The sequence below is a fragment of the Stomatohabitans albus genome, assembly GCF_036336025.1.
In the GTDB taxonomy this organism is placed as follows: Bacteria; Actinomycetota; Nitriliruptoria; order Euzebyales; family Euzebyaceae; genus Stomatohabitans; species Stomatohabitans albus.
The window spans coordinates 349,996-376,569 of the sequence record NZ_JAYKKE010000001.1 but is presented as its reverse complement, the minus strand read 5'-3'; the positions used below and the strand labels follow the sequence as shown (position 1 = coordinate 376,569).

Genomic DNA, 26,574 nt, shown 5'->3' with positions numbered 1-26,574 from the left:
CTCCAACTATCCTGCCTAGATAGGTACGTATCGTCAGATAATAGGCATAATCATGTTCACCAATAAAGCGGTCATTCCAGCGGCAGGTTTAGGAACTCGATTTCTTCCGGCCACAAAAGCACAACCCAAAGAGATGATTCCCATCGTTGATAAGCCAGCCATTCAGTATGTGGTTGAAGAGGCGGTGGCGGCAGGGCTGACCGATGTGCTAATTGTGACTGGTCGAAATAAACGTGCCCTTGAAGACCACTTTGACCGGGCCTTTGAGCTAGAAGCCGAACTTGCGAGAACCGGCAAAACGGAGTTGTTGCAACAAGTTCAAGCCATCACCACGCTTGCGCATGTACATTTTGTGCGCCAAGGCCAGGCCCTCGGATTGGGGCACGCGGTTGGGCATGCCCATCACCATATTGGCGACAACTTTTTTGCAGTACTGCTCGGTGATGACATCGTCGTGCACGATAATCACCTCCTCGCACGTATGATTACCACGAGTGAACGCCATGAAACGAGTGTGGTTGCCGTCCAAGAAGTGAGTGACGACGATCTCGACCGCTACGGGATTGTGGACGCGGTTGCTGACCCGAACGACCCTGAGAGCCTGATTGTGCGTGATCTAGCCGAAAAACCAGGAAAGGCTAAGGCGCGTTCTCATCTTGGCATTATTGGGCGCTACGTGCTCAGTCCGAGCATATTTGACTACATCGCCGCAACCAAGCCTGGGCGCGGGGGTGAGATTCAACTCACCGATGCGCTCAATGCCCAAGCCCACGATGCCCCGATGCGTGCCATTCGCTTCACTGGACGACGCTATGACGTTGGCGCAAAGGCCGACGCGTTGCGCGCCAGCGTGGAACTTGCCGCAAGCCGAGCAGACCTGGGTGCCGAATTTAAATCGTTTTTGCGTGATTTCGTTGCGGCAATGAACGACGAAACGCTCTAAGCTGGGCGAACCTTTGGGGCTGTAGCTCAGTTGGTAGAGCGCCTCGGTCGCATCGAGGAGGCCAGGGGTTCAATTCCCCTCAGCTCCACTTTTTTGTGCGTAACTTCCGACTAAGTGTTGGGCCAGAAGCGTTTTTAGGCTCCCAGCCCAACACTTGAATAGCGTTCACGATGCAGGCCTTTGTAATTCTGACCAGATTGATGACAACGCCTCGGCTTGCTGGAGCACTGTTGAAAGGATAGAGATGTCCGGGCTCTTAAGTCCCGCAGCAGCAAGAATGTCGACAATATTCGTCGAAATCACCGCACGGCTAACGATTTGTTGGATCTCAAGATCGTGGTCTTGGACAGACCTGACCGAGTCCGTTTTGCTTTTAATTAATGCTTCACGAACGGTCTGGAAAAACCCGACTTCGTCTCGGATACTGCGGGCTTTATCTGAGGTTGACGCGAGGGCAAAGGCTTATGACAAGGCGGCTACGGCATTTTGATACCGGCGATGGGCTTTCTTTTTCCTGTTTGTCTTCTTCTTTTGCCGCCCATTGTTGTTGGCGCTCTAATATCCACTCGATTGCGCCAGCTAACACTCTTAGACGATCTTGTGGTGTGCCATCAAACGCGCTGAGATAGCCGAAACCGTGATATATGTCACGCACGATTTCGTATTCTTCAATTAGTACTTTGATAGCTTCTTTCTCATCAAGCATCTACATATCTGCCTATTTTCTCTTACAATTCTTTTGATGTGCTTTTAACTTCTTTATCGCCCAATCATAATGACTTGAAGTAGTACTTACAAAATACGAACCAAGTACACTTCCTCCTACCCACTTATAGACATCTTTTGAAAACAATTCTTCATTTGTAAATCTTTGAGCTAATTCTAAAATGTCTTTATGGGATTTGTGGATCATTTCTTTTGCATCTGTAAGAGAAGTTTCTTGATGTTTTTTCCAAAACTCTACATTCATATCTCCATAAGTTTTCCAATTATATGGAGCTGGAATAAAAGGTTTCGCCACTCCTTTTATATTTGTATCTACCCAATTTAAAAGAAGTTGGTGCCATTCATATAAATGTATCAAGATATCTCTTAGATTTTTGTCTCTTTTCCAATGGGCCTCTTTCTTTTTTTCATCATTCGAAAAGTCAAAAGGTGTGCTTAATTCTTCGTCAGACAACTTGGTAATCAATACGTTCAACTTATCGTAGTTTTCTTTTGCTGTAATTATTAAATCTTCTTTTGTTCTTGGTCTTGGTATGATATTCCTCCTGCTTTACGCTATATTTTAGTATTGTTTTAAGTTTTCTTCTGATATTCTATTCTTGTTGCTCAAATGTACTTCTGTATGATAGTCAAATTTTTTAAAAGACTATGTTTTGCTCTTTTGTTAAATAATGTAATGCTTAAATTTTGGTGAAATTCATGAAACGAATTCCATTGCTATATCACTATGGGTAAATGTGCCTCCATATCGTCCTGACTTAGAAACAATACCTATTGCATTTGTCTTTTCAATCTATTTTGGTGGTGATAGTGTAAATGTATTGTTGTCGGCTTTATTTCTAAATATATTGAATTCAATAGGTTTAAAATCAGGATTATGCATTGATTTCAATAAACCTAAAAATTGAATGTTATCTTTGCTTCTCAGTCAATTATCATACCTTTCAATAAATAGGATAATATCCTTATCTAATTCTTCGGGATATTCCATAGGTAATGAATGGGTGGCATTTTTCCATATTTTAGCAGTAATATCTCTAACATTTATCTCTGCCTCTCTTAGTGCTTTAGAAGAATTGTGAACTCCACTATTATCGGAAAATGCAACATATAAAGGAAACTTCCAACTTTGCATTTGCTTACGAGTAATCAACTTCGGAGAAGGTAAATTCGAAATATAATAGTTTGCCCCATCATCAATCATTTTGGCTACAGGATCACTTGTATCAATGTCTTGAGAGCCACTTATTTCCCTCAAAAGCCCCTGCCTCCATTTTTTCGGCAAGAAACGCATATTGTAGGGAATAGACTTTAGTATAATGACAAGTTTTATCATCTGAAATGTAAAAACAGGCTCAATTAGTATTAGTGATGCTATTTTTTGCGGAAATAGAGAAGCATAATTAGCTGACAACCATCCGCCAAATGAGTGCCCCATCACATGCACCTTGCTTAAATTAAGCTTTTCTATTGTTTCGTCTATCCATTTTGCCTGATCAAAACTATTGTTTATAGGCCTATCTTGCTCACTCAATCCTGCATCCCCTAATGCGTCAAAAGCATACACTGTTCTATTTTGATATAAATCAGGAAGATTGGCATACCACATCGGTGTTCCGGATGATTTGCCCGGCAAAAGCAGTATAGGAAATTTCTGATTTGCATTATTATTTTCCCAGCAATAAGTCTGTACAGTCCCGTAGGATGTTTTTATTTGCAATGACTCAGACTCAGGGATTTTCTTCATTGCTTCACGATAGGCACTTAGGTATTCTTTATACTTTTCTGCAGATATCCATTTTCCAATTTTCTTAGAGACCATTCTTCATCATTCCTTTTCTTAATATTAAATTAAGTCTATTGAGAAGGTATTAGATGCTTGCCTAGATACTTGGAATCATAATTATTCGCAGTCCTAATATAGTATAATATTTACTATATGGCAAGTCAATACAGCTATCTTTCATTCCTTTAATGTAGCGACTAATATTTTTTCCTATTATTTAAAATAATTAGTTATTCTTTGTGTATATTAGGTCTCTTGTTATAAGAAAATCTCTTTATATAATAAAATAGAACCGCTACTCCGCGCTACAAATGGTGACCTAACAAGCCGCGGCCTTGTCATCAATCTGGTCAGAATCACTGCCCCTCACATCGTGAACGCCATGTCTGTATTGAACCAGAAGAATGATGGCGCATCTGGCCCAACACCTTCGTTGAGGCCGGATGAATGCTATTTAAGTGTTGAGCTGGAAGCGCAAAAGACTTCTGATTCAACACTTAATCCGAAGGTAAGCACAAATAGTGAAGCCCAGAGCGCATGTGTTGAACTCATCCCCCCGCATCTCCCTTTGGGGTGTGGTTATCATTCCTGTTTTGTGAGCGTGTAACTTGAAAAGGCAAAGGCAAACGAATAGGCCTCATATCATTGGAGCTAACCAGGCCATAGCGATGCTTTTCATCTACGATCGCCAGCGTTTCTCCGATACAACGCTTTGGCAGGCGATGGGGGTATCACAACGTTCTTGCCCAAGTAGTGATCGCACATCCGGCTATGAAAAAGGCAAACCCGATCCACCATGCCCAGCGGTGTGTGGTACTTGGGGGCCGCAGCGCAACAATGATGAGTGCAACTAAGGTGGTCAAACCAGTAACCCAAAAAATGATGGCTAGCACAGTCGGGGCTGACAACGCCAAACTAATCGTGCTGTATCCCGTGAATGCGATTGCGCAAAGTTGCATGACCACTTGGTAACGGACTTGAGCTGCCGTGGTGGCAATGGCGCCTCCCACATGCAACAAAAAGGGCAAAAGATTCTCGGTAACCAACCCTTGAGGGGTGGACACGATAAACCACATGCCCATAAGTACTCCAGTACGAAGAGACCCAAGGATAAAACTGATCGAAGTAACAAGAGCTGGTGTGGCCGGGTTGCTTAATGCTTGGTTGTTGTTCATGGGTACGGGAGCGGATCGCCCAAAAGGTTGGCGCCAATCGGCTCTGAATGAAAGCCAGCTTCAACAGGAACTGTTTGGTAATGCGGATGGCCGAGAGCGGGGTTTTGAGGTGGGTAAGGTTGTGCTAGTTGAGGACTATAACTCTTCCAAATGTAATTGCGGATAGATCGGGATGCGTAAAATCGAACATAAGTTGAGTGGGAACCCAGATTTCTTCCTCGGAGAACAAACGTTTTCCTGGGATCCAACCCAGTAAGTCAGAGTCCTCCCAGTGTGAAAACATGAAATGAGGGTCGGCATACCGTTCATCCGAGAACGGGGGAACATCACTTGGACCTAAGCAGGTTTTATCCTGTCGTTAAAGCTCGACTCGTGTTCCGAACTGGATGCGATCTTGCCACAAAAGGAACGCGAATGATCCGAGGACTCTTTCGACCCCTTCACCCATTGATGAGATATAGGCATTCGGAAGATCCAGCCCCTTACCACCCCCATAAACCCGAGAACTGTAGCCAGAATGCAGAGCGGCAACACCAAGGGTACGGCTCATGATGTGGTCGTAATCAAAATATTGTCCGTGGGCAGTATGCGAGTGTGCCCCAGACGTCGCACGGAAGTACGTACCTACTAAACGGATGAATCCAACGGGCGAGTGAAGCTCTTCGATTTTGTCGTAGGACAGCTTCTCATCACGGGACAATGTTGCCTTAACAGTAGGTCTTGTGCGATTCTAATACCGTTCTTCGAGGAGACTTTGAGATCTCTGAGTCATGAGCTATGTCCCTCCCAGTCGAATGCTTTTGATGTGATGAAATTGACACATAATGTGCTTAGCACCAGTGCAGCAATACGCACTGCTGTGACCTCGCCGTAGCCGGTGTAGGCCTGCACAAGTGTGTCGTTTAAGACGGCGATTGGATTCCAAGCGGTAATACCTTGGAGCCATTCTGGGAATGCTTGTCTTGGTAACGCGGCGCCACTTGAGAAGAACATGAGGAAGAAAACTGCAGCTGAGATAACTTGAACGCTGCGTAGTGGTAGTCGTAACCCTCCCAAAAAGAGGCCCCATGAAACGGTGGTCCATAATGCCAACAAAGTGTAGAAAAAGAGTAACAACCAGTTGGCAGTGTTGGACAATCCGTACAGTACTATCGTGACTGCAATGAGTCCGAGGAGTGAAATCGCAACGGTAACAAGTGCCGTTGCGAGTTGCGCGGCAAAGAACACGGCGGGGTGCATGGGTGAGAGGTGGTAGCGTTTTAGTGCACCTCTAGAGCGGTTCTCTGCTACATGGATCGAAAGACCCATAATGCCAACATTGGCTGCTGTTACAGCAATCATTGATGCCATATAGGTGTCGACGAAGCGTACCCCGGTTGCTACCTCTTCGCTTGCACCGATTGATCCGACGAATAGCAACAGTATGAGGGGAAAAGCTAGAGAGAAAAAGAGTGCGGTAGGTTCTCTGAGGAAGAGGCGAACTTCCGTTGCTAATAATGCTTGGAACTGGCGCATAGTACTTGGCATTGGTCAGTCCTTACTCTCATACAAAAAGAGGGCGTCACTTAGGTCTACACGGCGTAGGTTCATGCGGACTTGGTCGGTTGGGTTAAGCGTGTCAAGGATTCTCTCTAGCTCGGGGCGGTCTCCATAAAGCCTGTAGTTGTTGTGCTCGCAGAGTAGGTAGCCGGGATGACCCTCAGGAAGTTTCAGATCCACCGGGCCAGAAAGGCACCAGGTGTATGGCAAGGAAGCCAAAAGTTTGTCTGGGGTGTCGTTTGCAATCGTGCGACCATTCCGAATGGTTACTACCCGGTCGGCAACTTCGGCTGCAAATTGCATATTATGGGTTGTGATTAACAGGCCAGTACCGGCATTCGCACGCTGCTTGATGATCGAAATGATCTCGCGCTGACCTTGGGGATCTAGACCAGATGATGGTTCGTCCAAGATAGCCAGGCGTGGATCATGAATAAACGCCAGAGCCAGCGCAGTACGCCGCTTTTGCCCACCACTGAGCATCTCGAAAGGCCGTCGTACAAGTTCGGTTAGGCCCAGTTGTTCGATGAGTTCATCGTCAGGTGTTTGGACCCCATAAATAGCTGCGAATAGGCGCACTGCTTCACCGACACGAATACGCGCAGGAAGTCCCTCTTCTTGGAGTTGCACACCGATGAGATGTGCCCGCTGTCTTCGGCTTCCTGAAGAGCGTCCGAACAGGGTGATCTGCCCCGCATCGGCATTGCGCAGTCCCTCGATGCACTCAATGAGGGTTGTCTTCCCTGACCCATTGGGCCCTACAAGACAAACGACCTCCGAAGCGTGTACCGTAATGTTTGCTTCGGCAACGGCTTCGATAAGTCCATACCGTTTCTTAAGGTTCGAGACAGCCAAAACGGTCTCATGCTGCATACGACCATCCCATTTCTTTGAATTACGACCATCCTATTGTTTTGAATGTAGCGATTTCATCATGCCATGCCAAGCCCGGGGCTAGTCCTGTTCCCGGCGCTCCGGAACCCATAAGTAGTGGGTGTTTGGCATTGATCAGGTGAAGGAGAGCTGTGCGACAGTGCTCAATTCCCACCGTCGCCTGTCGTTGAGCACGGCTATCCAAGATTGGAATACCCAGGTGTGTTGACGCTTCTTTACCACCTAGGCGCAGCGCGCCTGGTGCACGTGGAGATGCTATACGAGCATGATAAGGGAGAATTCGCGCCACCTGCTCCAAATGTGGTGCTCGTATCAATGCACGTAGCGATGTCTGGCGCTCAGCCATGGTGATGAGTGGCACCTTGGAGGAGATAATCCATTCGACAGCTGCAGTCAACTACTGTGCGTCCTTAGCATCACCAAGCCGACGTATCGCTTCACCTGCATCGTGGGGACAGTCTTCAGGGGGATCTCTGAAGATGTGCGCATCCATCACTTGGGGTAGCAATTCCAACGTAAAATGATCCGGTCCGTGTCGTTCGATCACTTCTAAAGCAGCAGGACTGGGACGTAAATCGACAGATAAGCCTGCTTGGAAACTGGCTGTACAAAGTCGCTCTGCCTGTGTACCACTACTGCTGCCTATGCACGCCCATCGCACCTTGGCTTGCCAGTGATTCAAAGAGCGATTGGTTACACATGGATGCAGGCAACCATCCCTGAGGACCTTGAGTCTGGGATTCGTTCCACTCGCTACCCCATTGGGCTTTGTCACCTTGTTCTCGCAGGAGAAGATACGCCGCCAATGACAACCCTAGTCGGCGCCTGGCTCTAACACCCGCAGCCTGTTCCATGGCGAGTACATCACGCATGATGTCACGTAGTGAATCACCTTGTGGGGTACGAAAATACGCCTCTCTGCTGGCATGATCATCCCATTGCATTACCAGCCCTTCTACACGACGAAGTTTCTGTATACAAGAGCTTTATCAAGCTGCAGCTCCTGTTTTTTTTGGAAGTCGTGTTGGTTACAGTACCGTAGCGGTTCTCCCGAAGTTCTTCTTTCTTTGCGATTGAGGTCTCCCTACTTAGCCTTCTCGATCGAGTAGGAATAAATGTTCATCCACAAAGCCTCCCCCCCCTCCAACGCCAAAATCTGCAGTGCGCAGACCATCGGTACGTTTGCATTATGGTGAGAGGCCAACACCCCTAAGTAAAGGCACACCGTTGTACGTCGCGTTGTATCGCAATCTCAATTTAGGACATCGTGGTTCGCCCAATCGTGAACAGCTTGAAGATGCGCTGGCACGTGGCGGTGCTCATCGGGTGAAGTCGTTTCAGACCAATGGCACGGTCTTACTTGACACTGAAACACCACTAGAGATTGTCCAACTCGCTGCCCCAGTACTTCGAGCATGCTGCGGGTATGACGATGCGGTATTTATTCAGTCAGTTGCTCAGCTTGAAGCCCTCGTGGCACTGGACATCTTTGAGGCACACGCATCACCCAAGACCTATCGCGAGTGTGTCACCTTTTTTCGAGGGCCTCGAACTCCCGAATGGGAGCTGCCATGGACAAACCCGAAAGATGATGTAGACATCTTGTATCTCAACGATGGGGTAGCGCTCAGCCTCACGCGTAAACCTCGCAATACGGCAGGTAGTCCCACGGCAGTGTTAGAACAGGCAACTCAAGGTGTTGCCACAACCCGCACCTTGGGCACTATCCAACGCCTCTTAAAAACTGCCGCTACCTGGTGAGCCATTAACCACTTCGCCAGCGGCCCGGAGTCACGTATTAGCCAAAAGAGCAGACAGAGCAATACCCAAGCGGTGAATCACGTTTAAGTGTTGGGGGAGAAACGTTTTTGCGCTTCCAGCCCAACACTTGAATGGTGTTTACCTGGCCTCGGGTAGGGTGTGGGTGTCTGGTTTGAACCTGAGGAGGGCACATATGCGGTTGTGGAGTTTGCACCCAAAGTTGTTGGACCGAGCCGCCTTGGTTGCAGGGTGGCGTGAGGGGTTGTTAGCTCAAAAGGTGCTACAAGGCAACACCAAAGGGTATCGCAACCACCCCCAGCTAGATCGCTTTCGTGCTGATGGTGACCCGGCCGCGCTAATCGCCGGGTGGTTATTGCCCTTGGCCGAAGAAGCCACCGCACGGGGCTATCAGTTTAATCGGGAACTTATCGTGGCAACTCCGTCCCCAGCTGGTTCGTTGAGTGTCACCCAAGGCCAACTTGAGCTTGAGTTTGCCCATCTCCACGCCAAAGTGACCAAGCGCGCCCCCGAATGGCTGCACCACCTCGACACCCCCGCACCACACTCGTTATTCAGGCTTACTCCAGGGCCGGTTGAACCGTGGGAGCGAGCGGTTGAGCATCGGTGACCTATGCCGCACAAAAACAACCCCGCCAACCGCACTTAGCCAACCCATGCTCCCAGCCAAGGTGTGAGAATCCCTCACTCAGCTTGGCTTGTTTCCGAACCAGCGTTTATAGAAGCCGAACAGCGCAACCCACAGGCCGATCGGCCAAAGTGGCCAGAAGAGATAATGGGCAAGTAGGAAGGTTCGGTGCCGACCGTGCACTTGAAGGATGGGGTTGTCGATCCCAGCCGAAGTAGCCCAGAAGAGCCTCCCCAGAAGTGGGAAAACCAACAAGGTGACCAATGCCGTACCTGACGTTGCGACAGTTACCACAAATCGCGGTGAGATACGTTTTCCCCCAAGGCGGGGTATCCAGCTTGGCCACACCTCACCCCACCACTGCACAAGCCCCAATGGCGCAATACTTGCGGCAGCCTCCCCAATGATGAGCAAACTGACGTACCCCACCAGGGTAGGGGACGATCGATACTGCGGGGCCAGGTCCCACCCTGCACCCCAGATGAGCATATGAATACGCCACAACACCGGCCCAAGACCCGCGAGGGCTGAGATCCAAGCGGCATTGCGTGCCCACCGTTGTGGTGGCCTAAGCATCGTGTGACGGCTCACACAGTGATTGTAAGCAGGTACCTACCTGCACCTCAACTACAGGGTTGAATTAGATTCTGGTATTTGACCAAACAGCTCTAGCCAGTATTCACCTTACGGTGACAACCTTGTCGTCTCTCCCGAGTAGCGCCAACAAAACCGCTGGTCCTGCTACGCCAACCATTTGCCATGGGCCTGGACCTTCTTGGCTCCCTCAATATGGCTATCCAATGGCTATCCCACAGCGTATTGGTTGTGCTTATCTACCTCACCATTCAGATGCGCTCACACAAGGACATAGAGACCTACCAAGGAAATCAGCGCCGACACAATGCCGGTGATGCCACCCATCAGCAGTGCACGCCCACCCGTGCTGGCCAACTTCTTTAAGCGAACACCAGAACCCATAGCCACCATTGCCATGGTGAACAGGATGGTTGCGATGGTATTGACCCCATCTGTCACCGATTCGGGGAGATTGGTGACAGACCGCACGATGACCATCGCCAAAAAGCCAAGTACAAAATAGGGAACAACTGGGGTTTTACTTCCGTCTGGGTGGGTGCGATGAAGATGCCGACTTGCTTCGATAGCACCGATGATGGCAACAAGGGGAGCTAACAGCACAACCCGGCCCAGTTTGGTGACCAAGGCGGTGTCTACCAGCATGGCCCCTACCTGGCTGTCAGGCTGGGCGTTTTGGGCAATCCCTGCACCGGCAACCACCTGACCAACCTCATGGACGGCTGCACCAATCCAAACCCCAATCTGGTTTGGTTCAAGGCCAATGGCTTGGCCAAGCCAAGGCACCACAATCAATCCAATCGTGCCAAACAGGGTGACTGAGGCAATGGCGGTAGCGGCGGCTTCTTCTACTGATTCATTATCATCACCTTTAACGACAGCACTCATGGCTGCCACGGCCGCAGCTCCACAAATCGCGGTTCCCGTAGCGGTGAGGACTGTTACTGCGTGAGGCAGCCGCATCAAGCGACCCAACGCTAAGGAGGCCACATAGGTACCAGCAACGGTGAGGGTAATGACCGCAACAACCCCCCATCCCAGCTCCAATACTTGGGGAATAGAGAGGCGTAACCCCAATAACACCACACCAGCACGTAGCACCGTTTTACCGGCAACAGCCATGCCCGGTTCGGCTACTTGTGGAATCCAGCCGATATTTCGGATGAAGATGCCGATGAAAATAGCAATCAACATGGCCGAAAGCAGTGGTACCGCGAGGGAGATGGCATAGGCGAGGGCTGCACAGACAGCGGCGAGTGCTAAACCAGGTAACTTATCTTTGGCTTGATCAATCACCCAGCTATTATGCCTGGTCTGAGCACTGTGTTGGGTACCTCATAACAGGTTGTTGAATCATTGCTCAAGTTAAGTTCTGCCCCTGAGAAGGTGAAAGAACCGGCGCTATCAATACTGTCAATACGCCGATAATAGGAATTAACCCAAGAGCTAATCGGAGTGTCGTGGTATCGGCAATAGCCCCGACGACAGGTGGGGTGAGTAGGAACGTAACCCGCATCAGCCAGGCCACAATAGTTAAGCCCGTACCAGGGGTGAGACCTGGGATCTGGTCAGCGGCATGGAAGGCAGAGGGCACGAGGGTTGCAATCCCAAAACCTGCGGCCATAAACCCTAAAAATGTCAATGGAGCTGAGGGCAAGAGCAATGCACTACCCAACCCGAGTGCAACGAGACCACCACCTATCCGTGCCATCAAGACTGGACCTAATCGGTCGGTCATCCTGTCACCGAGCAACCGCCCCACAAACTGCGCCCCAGCCACAGCCACCAACCCAAATGCGGCAATCGAACCAGGAAGCCCCAACGATTCATGCAGATACAGACTTGCCCACGAAGATCCCAGATCTTCAACCACCGTGCTCCCCACCGTGATAGCTGAAATCGCAATGAGAAGGGCAATCCGTGGAGCAGACAGTCCACCGATTCGGGTTGCCGGCTCATCGGTAGGTTGTTTCGCAGCCGCAATGAGTGCTGGGGGTAGGCAGAAGTGTTTCGCGATTATTGCTATGCCAGTGAATACCAGGAAAGAAAGTGTTAAATGCAGATGAAGCGGTAGTCCTAACGCTATCGCCGCCCCGGCCATAGCCCCACCGGACACTGCCCCAATTGACCAGGTGGCGTGGAAGCTGTTCAGGATTGAGCGACCGGCAGCATCTTGAACCCGCAACCCGTGGTCATTTTGGGCCACATCGGTAATCGCATCCATGGCGCCGGCAAGGAATAACCCGCCAGCAAACGCCCAGGGCACGGAGGCAATGCCAACAAACAATAGGGCCAGCCCACTCAGGGCGGTACTCACTGTGGCCACCAGTGGTGCTCCCCAGCGTTGGTTTAAGGCCCCAGCCCCCAATCCGGCGATCAGTGCCCCAGCCGCAAATGCCGCAATACTCAGTCCATAAACCGCGTCACTCAACCCAAGTGCAGTTTTTATCTCGGGGAAACGCGGCGCAACATTCGCATAGAGTGCCCCATTGGTAAAGAACAAGGCGGCAACAGCCCATCTGGCTTGGTTGATTCTTGCCTGACCCACCTGCATACGGAGAGGACTGTATCGCATGCCAGGTCAATGCACCGGACTAGGGATGTAACCAATCAGGTGGGCAAACGGTCACATCAATGGAATCCCACTCATGTTCCCAGGCCACAACGAGCTGTCCATCTGGAAGGACGGCCATACTTTGATAGCCGTGCCGGTCAGCATTCAACGTGCGGTGATACGGCCAGGTAACACCCCCGTCAGAACTGGCACGAACCACACCCCAGCCACGATAGGGCAGCATTGCCGATGGATTACAAAACGCGATTCGTCCATCAGGCAGTGGCGTACTTGCTGGCTGGCTAAATATCTCAGGTACATCGGCAAGGAAATCCACGTTATCCCATGCATTTCCATAGTCATTGCTTGTGGCGCGTAATACCTTCCCCGATGGATGCTGATTCCGTGCCATCAACACAATGTCTCCGGGATTACCTTCAAATACCGTTGATTCGTAGGTGGGGTGCCCATCAGCCCAGATTGGTTGGCCAACCTGCCAGCTTTGCCCATGGTCACGACTCGTGAGCACCGTGGCTGCAAAATCTAACCCGCCTTCACCGTCATCAACTTCGTGATAGGCCGGGATAACGAGGGTGCCATCGTGCATCACAGCTCCAGCACCAGGGCTCACCCCAAGACAACGGACGGCGGGATTGGCATTTGTTGGAGTTACTGTGACGGGTGTCTGCCAAGTTTGCCCCGCGTCAGTACTGGCCACGGCTTGAATCAAGGCTTCGGCCCCAGGATCGCCGCGCAAAACCGCAGGCTGGCTGCTCCCAGGTGCATAGGCACTAAAGAGTGCCCACAGCGTGCCCGTTGACTGGTCGTACAGTAGGCACGCATCGGTACTGGCCCCACCCTCAAACGGAGGCACGATAACTGACGCATCCCCCCAAGTTCGGCCACCATCAGTGCTTCGCTGACAAACCAAGTCAATCACATTCGGAGCATCCCCTGGCCCGTTATGGCGCCGGTCAGCAACCAACACGAGAGTGCCCTCAACGCTCGCTAACGCTGGGATACGGTAACTGATCCCGTCATGGTTGACTAGGGCAGACGTACTAAAAGGAATGGGCTGTTCCAGTACCTTGAGTGCCTGGTCATGGATGAATACTTCGCGGTAAAACGTGGCGTCAGCAATCTCACCCATCAGCCGTTCGCCATCAAGGCTACGACCAACAACAAGGGTGTCTAACCCTCCAGGTTTGGCTGCGCTGTCGGCAAACCATGCTTCTCCGGGGGCTTGATAGATCAAATCATGGTCAACCCACACCCGTACTCGCCCTGAACCGGATGTCACAATAACGGTGTGCCAGGCCCCATCATCAAGACCCGAAACCGGCACGTCATGGCGTCGCCATCCGTTGTGCCAGGCTGCACACACAGCTAGTCCTTGCGCGGTAACCCAAAGCTGCCATCGGGGCTCACCGGCCAGACCACCCTCAATGGCAATGCCAGTTCGTCCTGCCCCTCGCATACGCATGGCAAAGGTCAAGGTGCCTTGGGTGAGCTGTCCCACCCGTTGAGTATCCCAGCCAGAAAAGTAGTCAGCGGCGGCAACAACCAGTGGATTCATAGCCAACAGAATAGATTGCAGTCCCTGACTACAACGGCAATACGCGGTTAAGGTCAGAACTCGTAGCCCGTGGGGCTATCGACGTCGATGATTCGCTTCCCGTAGGGCATAAATGCGAGCGGAACCATTTTGAGCATCGCAACTGCATTGATTAACCCCACGATGGAAATCGCTTGCCCTAGTGCCGCGAGGATATGGAGGAGCGCAAGCCACCAGCCGATAAAGACCACCCACACGAGATTAAAGAGGCCAGATCCGACTGCGCTGGCGTGTGGATCATCTACGACGGTGCGTCCGAACGGCCAGAAACTGTATGAGGCCATTCGTAAACATACTGGTGCGGCTGGAATGGTCACGATGAGTACTACAGAGAACAGAGCGGCGACGAGCCAGCCAAGTGCGGTGAACCAACCGCCAAGAACAACCCAGATGATGTTAAGAACCGTGCGCATGAGAGCAAGCGTACCGGAGGTGCGGCATTCATCTCTCAGGGAATCCCCCGTCGTTCCGCTTCTTTTCGTGTTGAACCACATGAAAAAACGGGGATCAGGTGAGGGCACACTCCACGATCGTCTTATCTGTGGCCCTGCCCACGCTAGGGATATACAAGCGGCATAAGATGCACCTATGGCTCTTCCAAAACTGATTGTAAGTGACGTAGACGGTACCTTATTGACTGGATTCAATGAGGTAAATAGACGCACTCGCGATGTGCTCGGCCGATGCATCGATGCTGGTATCAAGGTCATCTTGGCAACGGGACGTCCGCCGGTGACGGCGAAAGTGATCATTGAGCAGATCCCACATAGCGGCATCGCGATTTGTGCCAATGGTGCGATCACCTATGACATTGAACAGGATTCAGTTACCCAGCACGACAATATCGACCAATCGGTTGGGCTCGAAGTTATCAATATCCTCCGGGCTGTCGAGCCACAACTCCTGTTTGGAACGGCCACATCATCTGGCTTGTGGTACGAACCAATGGCTGCAGATGACGGTAACGCTAAGGCCTGGCCGATTGCGAACTGTGCACCCTCGATTGAGGCGCTCTTTGCGCATCCGGCATTCAAGTTGATTGGATGGCATGCCAAGAATGAACCGCTTGCTAGCCGTGGTCCTGAACTGGCTCAAGCTGTGGCTGGAAAGGTCTACCTCACCTGGAGTGGCGAACATTGGGTTGAAATGTCGTCTTTAGGTGTGAATAAGGCTACTGCCGTTGAACGGGTCTGTGCCCAATGGGGTATTGAGGCAAACGATGTACTCGCATTTGGGGATATGCCTAACGATATTGAAATGCTTGAATGGGCCGGAACGGGTGTGGCGATGGGGAATGCAACGCCCGATGTGCTCGCTATTGCTGATGCGGTTACTGAGGCGCATTATGAAAATGGGGTTGCCCGCTATCTTGAGAAGCTCCTTGCTCAACACTAGAAACGGTACACATACCACGGAGCTCCCATAACAACCGTGTGGCCCTGACAACGGTCAGGGCCACACGGTATGAGTGAAAGGTTAAACCCAAGAAGGCATCCAGATCAGAAGTTGCCACCAGGCTTTGGAGATTTCCCAACCGTAATAGACGGGTGCCCAAAAGAGGAACCCAGCACCGGCTAGCAGCATGATTGTCCGGCCAACCCAAGGGCGTCGCAGTAGCGCAAAGTGCTCACCGATGAGGGCTAATCCCAAGCACATGAACGGAACAACTGGCGTCATGTAAAAGATAAAGACAGTTCGTGGACTTGCGAAATAGGGCAGAATCTGGCCCATGATAAACAGCAGTAAGAGGCCGGCTCGCCAGTCTTTACGGCGAATAATCAAGTAGGCCAATATGGGGTACGACAGGAGTGCCATCCACCAAATCATTGGATTCCCCATACCGAGGACCTCAGAAACGTTGCCTTGGGCAACGACACACTCAGTGTCTTCAGGGTCACAAGCTTCGTAATAGAACGCAACGGGACGACTCATCACAAACCAGGACCAAGCAGGTGCTCGATACGTATGGTCAGCCTCTAAGTCACGGTGAAATTCATAGATCGCTTTTTGTTCTTCCGCCCATGCGCCTGCCTTCGCTTTCAATAACTCGCCTGTTGAGCAAGGTTCTGCCCCTTGCACCATGCAGACCGTTCCAGGGTGTCGTTCAGCCCAAGAACTCTTCTCCCAGTTGGCGAACCATCCGATGTATGAAAACACGTAAATAAAAAGTGGGATGAACAACAAGGCAAAGAGGCCGCGCCCCAAGATAGGGAAGAACTTGGCGTACCACTTGCCCGTGAGTCGGCGCATACGGAGCATCTCACTACCCCAGATCCACAAGCATGCAAGACCCCAAGGCATTGCTGCGGACCATTTCGTCGCAAAGGCCAACCCCATACAAAGCCCACAAATCAACAGCCAATGCCGCGGTGTTTTCTTCACGTCCTTAGGGTCAAGATGGGCCATCTCATCGGGCACATCCTTCCAGAGCAGGTGTTGGTCCCTCAAGAGTGCAAAGAAACCGGCCATTACAAAGAACTGGAGGAAAATATCGAGCATCGAAATGCGGCTCATCGTGAGCGCAAGACCATCTATTGCCAGCAACGCCGTCCCGAGTGCTGCGGTTGGTTTCAACCGAAAGAGCTGAAGCCCAGCAAGCCACGTCATCAATACCGCAAGGGAACCAAATAATGCTGAAGGCAGTCGCCTTCCCCACGAATCAGCCGCCTCGCGTGCCCGTGCTTCCGGGTTCGCCGGATGGTCATCGCTTTCAACACAAGAGTGTGGATCGTCAATCACGGCTTTTTCGATCGGTCCGTTGCGGTCAACACCAGCCGCCTGGAGTCCTAACGAAATAAGAAACTTTCCGACAGGAGGGTGCACGACAAACGCAGACTCAACACCGTTGACTTGAACGTCACGAGCGTCGTAGTAGTAGTACGTCTCATCGAAGTAACACCGTGTTGGCGAACCTACATCCCAAAAACGAAGGAAGGTCGCTAACAAGATGATGAGTACACCAGCCATCATCCACCTGCGTTTTGGGTCAGGTTCGGATTGAGGTGGTGGAATGATGGATTCTGGGGGTGTTGGAAGATCAATCGCGGCAGTCATAAGTGGTTAGGGTCACGATAGGGCTAGTGATGATAAACACCAAACACGAAGAACATACCTCAGTATCGGGTGCGTCTGATACCGTACTTGACGATGACCGGAGTTCATCGGCCATACCGCCACCAAGTTCAGGGCTTGTGGTCGTCGCAACACCAATTGGCAACCTTGGTGACCTCAGTCCGCGTGCTCACCAAGCATTGGCAACGGCTGACGTGATTGCGTGTGAAGACACAAGGCGCACCGGTGCCCTCTGCCATAAGTTAGATATTTCAACAGGGCGCATGGTGGTTCATGACCACAACGAACGTGACCAAGCAAGCCAGATCGTTGAACGTATCCGTCGAGGTGAAACCGTTGCCCTTGTATCCGATGCCGGTACACCAGGTATCAGTGACCCAGGACATCATGTGATCAACGCGGTTCTAGATGCACAGCTACCGGTGACCGCTATTCCAGGGCCGGTAGCCGCAATTATGGCCCTCACCTTGAGTGGGCTCCCCACAGATCGGTTCACCTTTGAAGGATTCTTGCCGCGAAAAGCAGGGCAGCGAAATGAACGCCTTGCCGCGTTGATGCACGAAGAACGGACAATGGTGTTTTATGTTGCGCCCCATCGGGTGAGTAGTGAGTTAGAAGCGATGGCAAGTGCGTTCGGTGATAACCGACCGGCTTGCTTAGCAAGGGAGCTGACGAAGGTTTTTGAAGAGTTTGTACGGCTTCCCCTCGGGGAGCTTGCCCAGCGGTACCACGACGCCCCACCTAAGGGCGAAGTCGTTGTTGTGGTAGGTGGTGCCCCCAACGGGCAGCAAGAACCGCTCGATGACACAACACTCAGAACAATGGTTGCCGACCTTGTTGACGCAGGTGTTCGGCTCAAAGATGCTACGAAGCAAATTGCCGCCAAAACAGGTCGATCAGCCCGTGAACTCTACGCCATGATGAACGAGACACCAAAGCTCTGACCCTATGGCGTAGGACATGAAAGGTACCCGGTCAGAGTTGTATTACCGTTGTCCACCGAACCGTGCTGACCATTCTTCAATCTGTTGATCATCAACTTTGGCAAACAGGATTGGTGGCACGGTAAAGGGTTGGCCTGCTGGAACAATTCCTGCCGAAGGGATGAGGTCAGCAACCTGCTCCGGCCAAGCATCCACCGATACATCTACCGCGTTGCCAAGCGTGGTCGCCGTATTAGGGATCACCGGTGATGCCACACTGGCAAAAATAGGAATGAGCTGGATGGCCGTACGCAACACCATTTGGGCCATATCAGGGTCAGTTTTGACCATTCGCCATGGTTCACGGGTTTCAAGGTATTGATTACCTAAGGACCACAACTCTCGGATAGCCCGCGTTGCCTTACGCATCTCCATGGCATCGAAGTGAAGCGCAATGTCATCAACTTTGGCGGCAACATCACGGCCAAGCTCGTATTCGATCTCTCCTGGCGTTCCTTCGCTAGGTACAACTGGCCCATCTTCTCCTGCGAATTTCTTTGCCGTGAACGCAAGACAACGGTTTACATAGTTGCCCAAATTGCCGGCCAACTCCGTGTTCATCGCCCGAGCAAAGGCATCCCAGGTAAATGAAGTATCTGATGATTCTGGGGCGTTGGAGATCAGATACCACCGCCACGCATCGGCGCTGGCAACTTCAAGGGCCTGGTCCATAAAGACCCCGACACCTTGACTCGTTGAGAACTTGCCGCCGTAATAGGTCAACCAGTTGAAGGCTTTGAGGCGGTCAACCATTTTCCAGGGCTCGCCACTCCCAAGCTGAGTGATGGGGAAACTAACCGTGTGGAAGGCAACGTTATCTTTGCCCATGATTTGGGTGTAAGTCACGTCACTGGCTGCCTCACCGAACCACCAATCTCGATAATCCGCTCCATTGGCGTCGGCCCACTGGGCGGTTGCGCCGATATAGCCAATCGGGGCGTCAAACCACACATACCAAACCTTGTTTGCTAACCCCTCAGGGTCAATGCCTGGTAAGTCGCTGGGAACGGGAATGCCCCACTTTAGGTCTCGGGTGATGTCACGGTCTTCGAGCCCTTCATCCAACCATTTCCGAGCAATTGAACGCGGTAGGTCCCCAAGTCCGGTGGTCTGGTCAACCCAATTGGCCACGGTGTCAACCATCTGAGACTGCCGCAAGAACAAACTTGCTGAGGCTCGAACCTCTAAATCGGTTGCCCCACTGACTGTACTTCGGGGGTTAATGAGCATCGTCGGATCCAATAAGCGACCGCACCCATCGCACTGGTCACCACGGGCTTTGTCATATCCGCAATAGGGGCATGTGCCCGTTACATATCGATCAGGAAGGAAACGTCCATCGGTAGGCGAATAAATCATCTCGATGGTGCGTTTCTCCAATAACCCTGCCTGAGCAAGTTGGCGTGCAAAATGCTGGGTAAGCACATGGTTGTGTTGGTCGGATGTACGCCCAAAGAAATCAAAACTCAACCCATAGCGGGCATTCAAATCAGCTTGAACCGCATGGGCCTGATCACAAAATACTTGCACATCAAGGCCAGCCTCTGCGGCAGCCAACTCGGCTGGTGTGCCGTGCTCATCGGTTGCGCAGATAAACAGCACCTCATGACCTCGGGCACGTAAATATCTGGCTACAACGTCGGCGGGAAGCATCGAGCCAACTAAATTGCCAAGATGCTTTACACCATTGATATAGGGCAGGGCGGAAGTAACGAGATGACGAGCCATATCTGGCCAATTTACAGGGTGTTCCCCAAGGTGGTCTTTGAAAGGTCACTTAAACTATGTGAATGTCATCTCCAGTTTTTAATGAGAACACCTTACGTGCGATGGAACGTGGTGGGTCGTTCCGCTACGACGAACACGGTAATCCGGTTGTAGACGAGCAATGGGGTAATACCCAAGGGGCTCAGCCGTTCAATATCCATGTGACCACCCCACAGGTCTTTAGTGTGAATGGTGCATTGGTCAAGACAGCCTTCTTGCTGGCTGTTGTCACCGTTAGTGCGATCGCAAGCGCCCTACTTATCCCCCTATCGCTCTACATTCCGATTTTTATCGCCTCACTGGTCATCACGTTGGGCCTGGCATTTTGGATTGCGAAGAATCCTAAGCAGGCACGCATCATCAGTACGCTGTATGCGGCTATCGAAGGTGTCACCGTCGGCATGTTTTCGTTGATTTTGGCCCAATCCTTTGGGCTGGGAATCATTGCCCAAGCCTTGCTGGGAACGGTTGCCGTGACGGTGTCCATGCTGTTCTTGTACGCTACGCACATCATTAAAGTGACCGATAAGTTCCGCACGATTGTGTACGGTGCCACACTCGGTATTTTCGTCATGTACATGATCGGCATCATCGGGCGACTGGCCTTTGGTGCCGAAATGGCCTTCCTATTTGGCAATAGCTGGCTCAGTATCGGGATCAGCATTCTGGTTATTGGTGTGGCTGCGTTGAACCTTGCGGTTGACTTTGACCTGATTGAACGCATGAAGAACCAGCAGGTGGCCAAATATTACGAGTGGTATGCCGCATTCGGATTGATGGTGACCCTGGTGTGGCTGTATATCGAAATCTTGCGGCTATTGGCCAAACTGCAAAGCCGTGACTAGCTCTTAACGCAACTAGCCTGCATGGTGTTGATTTGTCCGGTGTGTGCCCGCACGGGCACCGCTGAGCAGCCAGAGCAGCCCCTCGTTGACCACAATGGGGGGCTTGGTTGTGCCCGTGGCCATCATTTTGACCGAGCTAAACAGGGGTATGTCAATCTGATTGTGGGATCGAATCCGCATCCGGGTGATACGCCAGCCATGGTGCAGGCAAGGTGCCGGGTTCACCAAGCCGGTGTGTTTGAACCAGTCCATACATGGTTAAACGCACAGAGCCGTGGAGGAATCGTGGATATTGGTGCCGGACCGGGGGAGTACCTCGGTTCAGCGACGCATGCAGACTGGCGTATCGCCCTAGATTCGTCTACCGCTGCGCTTAGAGTATGTGCCAAACAATCCGGAGTTCAGGCCTATGGGGGAGACCTGATGCGGCCACTTCCTATCGCAACGGCAGCCGCTGACACCGTTTGGAGTGTATTTGCGCCTCGCCCAATGCGTGAAGTGGTGCGTATTTTGAAACCTGGCGGAATCGCCCTGATGATCATTCCCCGTGCAAACCACCTTGGAGAGTTGCGGGAGAAACTTCCAGCAATGTTGAAGGTTCCCACGGGTAAAGCAACCCGTGTCATTACCCAGGCCAGTGCCCAAGGACTCCACCTCGTTACCCAAGGCAAGATAGAACGAACCCAAGTGGTTCTACCTGAGACTGCCACGGATCTTGTGGGCATGGGACCAACCGCCTTTCATATGGGTGTTGACGACATTGAAGCTGGTCTTGGTCCTCACCCCATACCCGTGACGATTGCCATGGACGTATTCACCTTTGAGCATGGTGCAAGGTAGTGCACCGATAGCTTTCTGGGATCGGGGTGAGGAACGTAATAGCTAGCGAGCGATGGTGTCAGTGAGTTGTGTGACGACCTGTTCACTGATTGCGTTGGTGCCACCCAGAATGGTTAGCTCGGTGACGCGACTATCTGCCAACCATTGGAGCGTCGAACTTGAAACGTGATTTGAATCAACGAGCAGTAACGGGGCACGACGCTCTCCGGCGAGTGCACCGCCTGAAAGGGCATCAGCAGGTAATCCAGAACGAGCAATCACCGCTTGGGTGGCACCTGGGAAAAAGGTGTTTGCGACAACAAGTGCCGTATCTGACGGGGTTGTTCCTGCATAGGTTTTCAACTTGGTAGCCTGACCAGCTACGGCGCCAACGGCCCCGTCAGCGCTACGAATATCTCGTTCAACCGAGGGTGGGATAACAGAACCTGCCGTGAGCAGGACCGCCCCACCATTAGCCGCCATTGCCGATGCGGCAACCACCGCATCATCAGGATTAAAACCATTGGCTACGAGGCGAGGGCCCGAGCCGAGTCGTCGGGCAATCGCGGCTGCAGTTTCTGTCCGGGTTGGCCCGGCCACACGGGTGACAGGGTGCCCAGCGCGCTGGAGGGCTTGTTCAATGCGTGGGCTGATTGCGACGGGACCACCAAGAAGCACGATCGGCACCTTTGTTCCCCCAGCACGTTCGATTTCAGCCTGGGTCACCGCGGGTATAGCCGTTGGGCTTGTTAAGAGCACCGGAGCATGCATATTCACCGCCAAGGGTGCACCAGTTAGCGCATCTGCAGGTTCATCACCACGAGCAAGCACAATCGCCTGCGCACTCCCTTGTGCAAACCGCTGTTGGCTGACATTGGCCGCTGTTTCGGCACGTTCAGCCCCACTGAGCCGTTGTACTCGCCCTGGAACGCCGGTTCGTGGATTAATCGTGAATGAGGTGTTCACCGCCTGGGCAGTAGGTAAATCCGCTTTGGCATCAGCACGAATCGTCAGTGTCGGGTCCTTAGGGCCTGGGCGGTCAACGTCAAACACAAGCGCTGCACTCTGACCTGGTTTCATCGTAGTGATCGTGCAGGTCCAAGGTTTTCCAGGCCCAATACGGACACCATGGGAGTTCGACGGAGGAGTAGAACTTCCGTCCCGTCCGGCCGGTTGGGCTGTGGTGTGTTCGGTTGGTTCGATGGGGCAGGTGGGAGGATAAATCATGGTTGGCCGGTCAGCCTCTACGCGCAATTGAATAGGGGCTGGCCGACCATCGGTATGTCGCAGTGTCCACGTCACCCGTTCACGTCTCGCAGTAGCTGACTCCGTTGCCGTCTGCCCGGTTTCTGTCACGGTCACATGGGATGGCTGTAGAGCCAATTCGGTTCGGTTATTGACCACAGGGTTGTTGTCAGGGGTTTGTTGTGCTCGTGCCACAACGATGGCGGTTGTAGCCGTGGGTACCTTCACCTTGATTCGAACGGTTACAGCCTGACCAACCCCAAGGTTTGTGTAGGAGCATTGGATCGTTTGTGGGCCTGATTCGCAGGCAACGCCGTCGCTAATACTTTGTGGGGTGGGGTCGCCATCGTGACTGACAATGTGGGCATCGCCCGTATGGATAGCCAGGAGTGGGTAGGCTGAGTCGTTCGGCCCTCTATTGGTCAACGTGGCCTGAATGAATTGTTCCTCATGATCGTCGTTGACGACTTGTGCTTGGACTGCGAGATCGGCTGACCGGAACGCATCAGCAGTTGATGGGGCGGCCATGGCCAGTTGTGCGCCAAGGAGGGTTAAAAAACTGCCGGTGATGATCGCAGAACGGAATTGGGCTGGGGTGAGCCGCGGAGGTGTAAACGGGGAGAGGGGAGGTAATCGCAACATAAGAGACCTTTCAAAACTATTTGAAGCGATTACAAGTAATGGCACTGTAATGTATGAATTGCAGCGTGTTAAGAAGAAGTTCTATGACTGTTCATCTCATGTTAAACAATGCAAAATCGTGTCCTGGAGGTGAGTGGAGTATTTGGGCGGCGCAGGTACCGTATTCCCATGGCTCACCCTGTTCCTCCACCACCCCCGCCATCGCTACGTGCGGTTGATACCCATTCTCATATCCATTTGACGAAAGAGGATGGGGTGCCCGAGCGCCAACCTGATTGGAGCTATGACGATCCTCGTGCATGGAATATGCAGGCAGATGCGGTTGTTGCTGAGGCGGAGCAGGCAGGGCTTGTTTGGTTGGCAACGGTGAGCACGGATATGCCAAGTGCGCGCGTGGTTGTGGACCAATCGCGTCGCCATGCCAATGTGTATGGTGTCATTGGTATCCACCCCAATGACAGCGACGGGACTGATGACGCTGCGGTGAATGAATTACACGACCTAGCCCTAGACCCAAATATTGTGGCGATCGGGGAAACCGGTTTGGACTGGTACCGCATGGGCGCATCGAAGGAAACGCAGGAGGAGAGTTTCCGCCGCCATATTTCATTGGCACGCGAAACGGATACCGCCTTGGTTATCCATGACCGTGATGCCCACGAGGACATCGTGCGTATCTTGTGCGATCAGCCATCATTACCTAAGGCGGTTATTTTCCATTGCTTCAGTGGTGATGAACATCTCGCAGAGATTTGCAATACGCATGGCTGGTATATGAGCTTTGCTGGGAATGTGACCTTCCCGAGCGCCGATAGTTTACGCCGAGGCTTATTGGCCGCCCGCCCAGAGCTGATTCTGAGTGAAACGGATGCCCCGTTTATGGCGCCTGTGCCACATCGTGGTCAATCGAATACACCGGCAAAGGTCATCCATACGGTCAATTACATGGCGATGGTGCGAGAAACTGATCCAGTTGCCTTTGGTGAGCAACTGATCCTCAACGCAAACTGCGCCATGGATATTCATGGATAACCATCCCAACTTTCCTGGCCCAGTTGCGTCTGAAGCGACTCAGGGCGGCCTTCACGGGTTACTTGGCGGCTCAGACATTAAGCAACTGTTAGCGTCGCACGGCCTTGCACCAACGAAAAAACGTGGTCAGAACTTTGTGACAGACCCTAATACGGTGGCGCGCATTGTGCGTGACGCAAAGGTGAAGCCTGGTGACCTTATTGTTGAAGTTGGCCCTGGCCTGGGGAGTTTGACCTTGGCGTTGCTCCACGCCGGTGCCCGTGTGATCGCAGTTGAGTTAGATCATGGTTTGGCTGACGTAGTATCCGAGTTGACTAAGGGTGCCGCTATCGAAGTGGTCTGTGCTGACGCAACCAACGTTGATTGGGCTGAACTAACCCGTGGAACTCCCGCCAAGATGGTTGCCAATTTGCCCTATAACGTTGCGACTCCCATCGTTATGCAAGCCCTTAAGGGAGGGCATCTGAGCGGCTACCACGTGATGGTTCAAAAAGAAGTGGGGCGGCGTTGGTGTGCGACAGTCGGTGATCCAGAACTCGGTGCGGTCAGCATGAAAATGGCGCTTTTTGGTCAAACCAATATTGCGGGAACTGTCGCACGTCAAGCGTTCTACCCGGTTCCCAATGTTGACAGCGTCACGGTTTCAATCACCCCATACCAAGAATCACTGACCCATCACGTTGTCGATTTGCCACACCAACCGGTAATTGGTCCAGCTGGTCAAGCCGTGCACCGTGATCTGCTATTGCGCACCTGTGACGTCATTGATTTGGGCTATGCCCAACGACGAAAGACATTGCGTAACGCATTGGCTAATAAGCAGCGCAAACCTGCCCAAATAGACCATATGTTAGAGGCTGTGTCACTCCCAATTGGCATTCGTGCAGAGCTTCTTTCCCCTCAGAATTGGGTAGACCTGGCCAATATGTTTTACCGTGAGTCTTGGTGCTGATCACATTGGAAACGCACGTACGCGTACCCGCGAAGATCAACCTACATTTGGCGGTTGGTCCGTTGCGAGATGACCGCTACCACGAGATCACCACCATTTTCCATACCGTCAGCCTATTCGATGACGTAACCGTCGTAACGACGGATGAGAATGGCCGTTTGGGGCACCCAGCCGGTGCGCGTCATTCTCGGGTTCGCTTATCGCATAATGCCGGCCCTGAGGTTCCAGGTGATGGGTCAAACCTTATGGTTCGAGCCGCCACAGCCTTGATCGCACATGTTGGCTACACCGCTGTGCCGGACAGTCTGGCAGTTGGCGAGCAAGAGGATTGGCCGCTCTTAGATTTGGGCGTCTGTAAGCAAATCCCTGTCGCTGCAGGTATGGCTGGAGGGTCTGCTGATGCGGCTGGGACACTCCTCGCATTGAATCGGCACTGGGATTTGCATCTGTCGCTTGACACGCTTGCCAGTATCGGCGCGACCCTTGGTGCTGATGTGCCATTTTGTTTATATGGCGGAACTGCGTTAGGAACTGGAACCGGATCTGATGTTGTTCCTGTGGCCACACGGTCGGTCTTTCACTTTGTTGCTGGAACAAGCAATTTGTCCTTGGCCACCCCAGCGGTGTATGCCGCCTTTGACCAATTGCCGCCACCTCAACCGCATCCGGTTGATGAGGTGCTACAAGCCGTTACCGCAGGTGATGTCGCTCGGCTTGCCGAGGCGATGTCCAATGATCTCGAACCTGCAGCCATCGCGCTGCGACCCGAAATTGCCCACCAATTAAAGGCCATGGAACGCGCGGGCGCATTACGCGCTATGGTGAGCGGGTCGGGTCCAACCATTCTTGGATTAGCAGAAGATGCTGGTCATGCCCAAACTATTGCACAAGAATGTGCCCCGTTATTTAAGTCCACCCACGTGATTTCTAGCACACTTAGCGGCCCATACTGGCCAAATCAGTTATAGCCGCTATTCTGGTCTC

The 26,574-nt window shown here is 52.1% G+C and carries 25 protein-coding genes, 1 tRNA gene and 3 pseudogenes; 11 read left to right on the top strand and 18 right to left on the bottom strand.

The features are described 5' to 3' along the window. The first annotated feature begins 52 nt into the window (after positions 1-52). Entirely contained in the window at positions 53-943 is an 891-nt protein-coding gene (gene galU, locus VCU37_RS01565; RefSeq protein WP_336248872.1) for a UTP--glucose-1-phosphate uridylyltransferase GalU, read from the top strand. A 15-nt stretch (positions 944-958) separates the two neighbouring features. Further along, positions 959-1,031, top strand: a tRNA-Ala gene (locus tag VCU37_RS01560). 143 nt (positions 1,032-1,174) lie between these two features. Here the strand turns inward: VCU37_RS01560 and VCU37_RS01555 are convergent. From VCU37_RS01555 to VCU37_RS01520, 10 genes and pseudogenes are all read right to left on the bottom strand, one after another. Continuing rightward, a pseudogene (locus VCU37_RS01555) lies at positions 1,175-1,646 on the bottom strand (type I restriction enzyme endonuclease domain-containing protein); the annotation flags it as partial. Between the two features lie 15 nt (positions 1,647-1,661). After that, positions 1,662-2,204: a ClbS/DfsB family four-helix bundle protein gene (locus VCU37_RS01550; RefSeq protein ID WP_336249537.1), complete on the bottom strand. Its 543-nt coding sequence runs from the start codon at positions 2,202-2,204 to the stop codon at positions 1,662-1,664. 165 nt (positions 2,205-2,369) lie between these two features. After that, positions 2,370-2,597: pseudogene (locus VCU37_RS09330) on the bottom strand (KilA-N domain-containing protein); the annotation flags it as partial. Continuing rightward, complete coding sequence (locus VCU37_RS01545) at positions 2,598-3,491, bottom strand: alpha/beta fold hydrolase (protein ID WP_336248871.1); 894 nt, start codon at positions 3,489-3,491, stop codon at positions 2,598-2,600. A gap of 695 nt (positions 3,492-4,186) precedes the next feature. Next, positions 4,187-4,630 carry a hypothetical protein gene (locus VCU37_RS01540; RefSeq protein WP_336248870.1) on the bottom strand — a complete coding sequence of 148 codons (444 nt, stop codon included), beginning with the start codon at positions 4,628-4,630 and terminating at the stop codon, positions 4,187-4,189. 124 nt (positions 4,631-4,754) lie between these two features. After that, positions 4,755-4,964: pseudogene (locus VCU37_RS09325) on the bottom strand (hypothetical protein); the annotation flags it as partial. 434 nt (positions 4,965-5,398) lie between these two features. Further along, positions 5,399-6,157 (bottom strand): ABC transporter permease, encoded by a 759-nt coding sequence (locus tag VCU37_RS01535; RefSeq protein WP_336248869.1) that lies wholly within the window; start codon positions 6,155-6,157, stop codon positions 5,399-5,401. A gap of 3 nt (positions 6,158-6,160) precedes the next feature. Then, the gene (locus VCU37_RS01530) at positions 6,161-7,042 is read right to left on the bottom strand and encodes an ABC transporter ATP-binding protein (protein ID WP_336248868.1); all 882 of its coding nucleotides are present in this window, start codon (positions 7,040-7,042) and stop codon (positions 6,161-6,163) included. A 418-nt stretch (positions 7,043-7,460) separates the two neighbouring features. Next, a complete protein-coding gene (locus VCU37_RS01525; protein ID WP_336248867.1) occupies positions 7,461-7,610 on the bottom strand; it encodes a hypothetical protein in 150 nt (49 codons plus the stop codon). Between the two features lie 85 nt (positions 7,611-7,695). Next, the gene (locus tag VCU37_RS01520; RefSeq protein WP_336248866.1) at positions 7,696-8,007 is read right to left on the bottom strand and encodes a hypothetical protein; all 312 of its coding nucleotides are present in this window, start codon (positions 8,005-8,007) and stop codon (positions 7,696-7,698) included. Positions 8,008-8,290: 283 nt separating this feature from the next. Between VCU37_RS01520 and VCU37_RS01515 the strand changes: the two genes are divergently transcribed. Continuing rightward, positions 8,291-8,824 carry a DUF1697 domain-containing protein gene (locus VCU37_RS01515; RefSeq protein WP_336248865.1) on the top strand — a complete coding sequence of 178 codons (534 nt, stop codon included), beginning with the start codon at positions 8,291-8,293 and terminating at the stop codon, positions 8,822-8,824. 193 nt (positions 8,825-9,017) lie between these two features. Further along, positions 9,018-9,452, top strand: a complete 435-nt coding sequence (locus tag VCU37_RS01510) for a pyrimidine dimer DNA glycosylase/endonuclease V (protein ID WP_336248864.1) — start codon at positions 9,018-9,020, stop codon at positions 9,450-9,452. A gap of 78 nt (positions 9,453-9,530) precedes the next feature. Here the strand turns inward: VCU37_RS01510 and VCU37_RS01505 are convergent, their stop codons facing one another. From VCU37_RS01505 to VCU37_RS01485, 5 genes are all read right to left on the bottom strand, one after another. Then, a complete protein-coding gene (locus tag VCU37_RS01505; protein WP_336248863.1) occupies positions 9,531-10,061 on the bottom strand; it encodes a hypothetical protein in 531 nt (176 codons plus the stop codon). 264 nt (positions 10,062-10,325) lie between these two features. Continuing rightward, complete coding sequence (locus tag VCU37_RS01500) at positions 10,326-11,360, bottom strand: YeiH family protein (RefSeq protein WP_336248862.1); 1,035 nt, start codon at positions 11,358-11,360, stop codon at positions 10,326-10,328. A gap of 64 nt (positions 11,361-11,424) precedes the next feature. Beyond that, positions 11,425-12,639, bottom strand: a complete 1,215-nt coding sequence (locus VCU37_RS01495; RefSeq protein ID WP_336248861.1) for an MFS transporter — start codon at positions 12,637-12,639, stop codon at positions 11,425-11,427. A gap of 19 nt (positions 12,640-12,658) precedes the next feature. Then, positions 12,659-14,194 (bottom strand): sialidase family protein, encoded by a 1,536-nt coding sequence (locus tag VCU37_RS01490; RefSeq protein WP_336248860.1) that lies wholly within the window; start codon positions 14,192-14,194, stop codon positions 12,659-12,661. 53 nt (positions 14,195-14,247) lie between these two features. Then, positions 14,248-14,646 (bottom strand): YccF domain-containing protein, encoded by a 399-nt coding sequence (locus tag VCU37_RS01485; protein ID WP_336248859.1) that lies wholly within the window; start codon positions 14,644-14,646, stop codon positions 14,248-14,250. A 175-nt stretch (positions 14,647-14,821) separates the two neighbouring features. On the opposite strand from VCU37_RS01485, the gene VCU37_RS01480 reads away from it, so the two are divergent. Beyond that, positions 14,822-15,628: an HAD family hydrolase gene (locus tag VCU37_RS01480; RefSeq protein ID WP_336248858.1), complete on the top strand. Its 807-nt coding sequence runs from the start codon at positions 14,822-14,824 to the stop codon at positions 15,626-15,628. Between the two features lie 81 nt (positions 15,629-15,709). Here VCU37_RS01480 and VCU37_RS01475 read toward each other — a convergent pair whose 3' ends face one another. Then, positions 15,710-17,287 (bottom strand): phospholipid carrier-dependent glycosyltransferase, encoded by a 1,578-nt coding sequence (locus tag VCU37_RS01475; protein WP_336248857.1) that lies wholly within the window; start codon positions 17,285-17,287, stop codon positions 15,710-15,712. Between the two features lie 29 nt (positions 17,288-17,316). On the opposite strand from VCU37_RS01475, the gene rsmI reads away from it, so the two are divergent. Further along, a complete protein-coding gene (gene rsmI, locus VCU37_RS01470) occupies positions 17,317-18,249 on the top strand; it encodes a 16S rRNA (cytidine(1402)-2'-O)-methyltransferase (protein ID WP_336248856.1) in 933 nt (310 codons plus the stop codon). 42 nt (positions 18,250-18,291) lie between these two features. On the opposite strand, the gene metG is transcribed toward rsmI, so the two are convergent. Beyond that, entirely contained in the window at positions 18,292-20,016 is a 1,725-nt protein-coding gene (gene metG, locus VCU37_RS01465; RefSeq protein ID WP_336248855.1) for a methionine--tRNA ligase, read from the bottom strand. 62 nt (positions 20,017-20,078) lie between these two features. On the opposite strand from metG, the gene VCU37_RS01460 reads away from it, so the two are divergent. Both VCU37_RS01460 and VCU37_RS01455 read left to right on the top strand, forming a co-directional pair. After that, the gene (locus VCU37_RS01460) at positions 20,079-20,900 is read left to right on the top strand and encodes a Bax inhibitor-1/YccA family protein (RefSeq protein ID WP_336248854.1); all 822 of its coding nucleotides are present in this window, start codon (positions 20,079-20,081) and stop codon (positions 20,898-20,900) included. A gap of 21 nt (positions 20,901-20,921) precedes the next feature. Next, on the top strand, positions 20,922-21,740 hold the full coding sequence (locus VCU37_RS01455; RefSeq protein ID WP_336248853.1) for a putative RNA methyltransferase: 819 nt from the start codon (positions 20,922-20,924) through the stop codon (positions 21,738-21,740). 42 nt (positions 21,741-21,782) lie between these two features. On the opposite strand, the gene VCU37_RS01450 is transcribed toward VCU37_RS01455, so the two are convergent. Beyond that, positions 21,783-23,606: a cell wall-binding repeat-containing protein gene (locus VCU37_RS01450; RefSeq protein WP_336248852.1), complete on the bottom strand. Its 1,824-nt coding sequence runs from the start codon at positions 23,604-23,606 to the stop codon at positions 21,783-21,785. 168 nt (positions 23,607-23,774) lie between these two features. On the opposite strand from VCU37_RS01450, the gene VCU37_RS01445 reads away from it, so the two are divergent. Genes VCU37_RS01445 through VCU37_RS01435 form a run of 3 tightly spaced genes read left to right on the top strand, consistent with a single transcriptional unit; the run spans position 23,775 to position 26,558 of the window. Then, positions 23,775-24,638 carry a TatD family hydrolase gene (locus VCU37_RS01445; RefSeq protein ID WP_336248851.1) on the top strand — a complete coding sequence of 288 codons (864 nt, stop codon included), beginning with the start codon at positions 23,775-23,777 and terminating at the stop codon, positions 24,636-24,638. Next, complete coding sequence (gene rsmA / locus VCU37_RS01440) at positions 24,631-25,590, top strand: 16S rRNA (adenine(1518)-N(6)/adenine(1519)-N(6))-dimethyltransferase RsmA (protein ID WP_336248850.1); 960 nt, start codon at positions 24,631-24,633, stop codon at positions 25,588-25,590. Before VCU37_RS01445 ends, rsmA begins: the two co-directional genes overlap by 8 nt. After that, on the top strand, positions 25,584-26,558 hold the full coding sequence (locus tag VCU37_RS01435; RefSeq protein ID WP_336248849.1) for a 4-(cytidine 5'-diphospho)-2-C-methyl-D-erythritol kinase: 975 nt from the start codon (positions 25,584-25,586) through the stop codon (positions 26,556-26,558). The genes rsmA and VCU37_RS01435 overlap by 7 nt, the downstream gene beginning before the upstream one ends. The last annotated feature ends 16 nt before the right edge of the window (positions 26,559-26,574 follow it).

Bases quoted from the DNA above. Each gene is read 5' to 3' on its own strand.
- VCU37_RS01530 (WP_336248868.1), bottom strand. From the start codon at position 7,042: ATGCAGCATGAGACCGTTTTGGCTGTCTCGAACCTTAAGAAACGGTAT.
- VCU37_RS01460 (WP_336248854.1), top strand. From the start codon at position 20,079: ATGTCATCTCCAGTTTTTAATGAGAACACCTTACGTGCGATGGAACGT.
- galU (WP_336248872.1), top strand. From the start codon at position 53: ATGTTCACCAATAAAGCGGTCATTCCAGCGGCAGGTTTAGGAACTCGA.
- VCU37_RS01480 (WP_336248858.1), top strand. From the start codon at position 14,822: ATGGCTCTTCCAAAACTGATTGTAAGTGACGTAGACGGTACCTTATTG.
- VCU37_RS01510 (WP_336248864.1), top strand. From the start codon at position 9,018: ATGCGGTTGTGGAGTTTGCACCCAAAGTTGTTGGACCGAGCCGCCTTG.
- metG (WP_336248855.1), bottom strand. From the start codon at position 20,016: ATGGCTCGTCATCTCGTTACTTCCGCCCTGCCCTATATCAATGGTGTA.
- rsmA (WP_336248850.1), top strand. From the start codon at position 24,631: ATGGATAACCATCCCAACTTTCCTGGCCCAGTTGCGTCTGAAGCGACT.
- VCU37_RS01520 (WP_336248866.1), bottom strand. From the start codon at position 8,007: ATGCAATGGGATGATCATGCCAGCAGAGAGGCGTATTTTCGTACCCCA.
- VCU37_RS01450 (WP_336248852.1), bottom strand. From the start codon at position 23,606: ATGTTGCGATTACCTCCCCTCTCCCCGTTTACACCTCCGCGGCTCACC.
- VCU37_RS01455 (WP_336248853.1), top strand. From the start codon at position 20,922: ATGGTGTTGATTTGTCCGGTGTGTGCCCGCACGGGCACCGCTGAGCAG.
- VCU37_RS01475 (WP_336248857.1), bottom strand. From the start codon at position 17,287: ATGACTGCCGCGATTGATCTTCCAACACCCCCAGAATCCATCATTCCA.
- VCU37_RS01485 (WP_336248859.1), bottom strand. From the start codon at position 14,646: ATGCGCACGGTTCTTAACATCATCTGGGTTGTTCTTGGCGGTTGGTTC.
- VCU37_RS01545 (WP_336248871.1), bottom strand. From the start codon at position 3,491: ATGGTCTCTAAGAAAATTGGAAAATGGATATCTGCAGAAAAGTATAAA.
- VCU37_RS01490 (WP_336248860.1), bottom strand. From the start codon at position 14,194: ATGAATCCACTGGTTGTTGCCGCCGCTGACTACTTTTCTGGCTGGGAT.
- VCU37_RS01495 (WP_336248861.1), bottom strand. From the start codon at position 12,639: ATGCGATACAGTCCTCTCCGTATGCAGGTGGGTCAGGCAAGAATCAAC.
- VCU37_RS01535 (WP_336248869.1), bottom strand. From the start codon at position 6,157: ATGCCAAGTACTATGCGCCAGTTCCAAGCATTATTAGCAACGGAAGTT.
- rsmI (WP_336248856.1), top strand. From the start codon at position 17,317: ATGATAAACACCAAACACGAAGAACATACCTCAGTATCGGGTGCGTCT.
- VCU37_RS01445 (WP_336248851.1), top strand. From the start codon at position 23,775: ATGGCTCACCCTGTTCCTCCACCACCCCCGCCATCGCTACGTGCGGTT.
- VCU37_RS01540 (WP_336248870.1), bottom strand. From the start codon at position 4,630: ATGAACAACAACCAAGCATTAAGCAACCCGGCCACACCAGCTCTTGTT.